Below are 1748 nucleotides of genomic sequence, written 5' to 3'. Positions count from 1 at the left end.
GGGCCAAGGTGGCCGAGGCCGACGAGGCGTTTCACATCGCCATCGTCACCTTGTCCAAGAACGGGCGGATGCTCAACGCGCTGGAAGGCGTCAACTCGCTGATCCGCTTCTTTCGCCGCATCGATCTCGAGAGCAACCGCCGCCGCGGCGGCACCTATGACGAGCACGCGGCGATCATCGACTGCCTCAGGCGCCGCGACGGCGAGGCCGGTGGCGAGCTCATCGAACGCCACATCACGTTAAGCTCCGCGCATGCGGTCGAGGTGACCAAGGAAGGGCTGGCGCGGATCTTCTWCGGTCGGCCCGAGTAGCTTTCCGCAACTTGCATCTGTCGCCGCGAAGCGCAGGAAATGCGCGGCGCGGCATCGAGACTTGCTTGGCGTATTCATCAAAATGCCGTAGTGGGAGGCTCATAAGGCAATTCAGCCCCAGCCGTCGGACCTTTGCGCCAATACGAGATGCAGCAAACCAAGGCACATAGAAAGCCTGCTCCCGGCATTTTGACGGTCGCATTTCTATGCCTGGCCGTGGCTTTTGCCATGGTTTGCAGCCCGTTGGCCGATGGCATGGCTGTCGCGTCCGAAATGGCCAAGCCGAGTTCCGGGGGCATGGACGTCCGCGAGCGGCATAGCGCTCCGGCCATTCCCGAGCGCTCATTTGTCGTCGTCGATTGGCGCAGCGTCAAAGCAGCACCCCTTCACGATGACGGCAATTCGGCCTTGTTGCCGCGTAGCATCGAAGTTCCAGAAGYGGTCTTCGACAAGCCGCGAAATGAACTGGTTCTCCAGCTCGTTTTCCGCCCCTCAGGGCCAGGCTACACAGCCCGCGCGCCCCCGGCATTTTCCTGAACTTTTTGAATGGCGCAGGCCCCAGGGTCTCGTGCCGCCCGGACTAACAACCATCTTTCGCGCGCCATGACGCCGCGGTGATGGTTTTTGCAGGATCAGATATATGCGGACCTCCCGATGGGTGGTGGTGACATACACCATCATCATTTTGGCCGGCATCATTGCCGCGCTTCCCAATGTTCTTACGGCTAATCAACTGGCGGCCTTGCCGAACTGGTTCCCGAAAAAGCAGGTCACGCTCGGCCTCGACCTCCAGGGCGGTTCGCATCTGGTGCTTGAAGTCGATGCGGCGGCCTTGAAGACCGACCGTTTGCGCTCTTTGCTCGACGACGTCCGCGGCGCCCTGCGCAAGGAGCGTGTCAACGCGTCGTCGGCCCGGCTCGCAGGCGATGCCATCGTCGTCAACATTGCCGACGATGGCCAGCGTGCGAAAGCCCTGGCCACGCTGCAATCGCTGGCTGTTCCCGTCAGTGGCCTTGGTCTCGGCGCAGGCAAGCCCGACATTGAGGTCACGACAGCCGACAAGCAGATCAAGGTCGTACTGACCGAGGCTGGCCAGCGCGACAAGCTCGATGCAGCGCTGCAGCAGAGCCTCGAGATCGTGCGCCAGCGCGTCGACCAGGTCGGCGTCGCCGAACCAACAATCCAGCGTGTCGGCAGCGACCGCATGCTCGTGCAGCTCCCGGGCCTGCAAGACCCGACCCGGTTGCGCGAACTGCTCGGCAGCACCGCCAAGATGACGTTCCACATGGTGGCCAACGTCGCCAATGGCGAACCGTTGCCGCGCGGCGTTACCATGATGCCCGACGCCAAGTCCGGCGCGCAATATCCTGTCGAGGACCGCGTCGCGCTCGATGGTGCACGCCTCACCGATGCTCGCGCCGGCTTTGACCAGCGCAC

Annotated in this window: 2 protein-coding genes and 1 pseudogene; all 3 read left to right on the top strand. The window is 63.0% G+C overall.

What is annotated here, in order from left to right:
- On the top strand, positions 1–311 hold a 311-nt coding region (locus AC1DUU_RS31175), incomplete at its 5' end, for an FCD domain-containing protein (RefSeq protein ID WP_476787170.1).
- A gap of 255 nt (positions 312–566) precedes the next feature.
- On the top strand, positions 567–848 hold the full coding sequence (locus tag AC1DUU_RS31170; protein ID WP_476787169.1) for a hypothetical protein: 282 nt from the start codon (positions 567–569) through the stop codon (positions 846–848).
- A gap of 103 nt (positions 849–951) precedes the next feature.
- Positions 952–1748 (top strand): annotated as a pseudogene (locus AC1DUU_RS31165) (protein translocase subunit SecDF); the annotation flags it as partial.

The organism is Aminobacter sp. P4_H6_2 (assembly GCF_056400805.1).
This window is presented reverse-complemented; position numbering and strand designations above follow the sequence as displayed.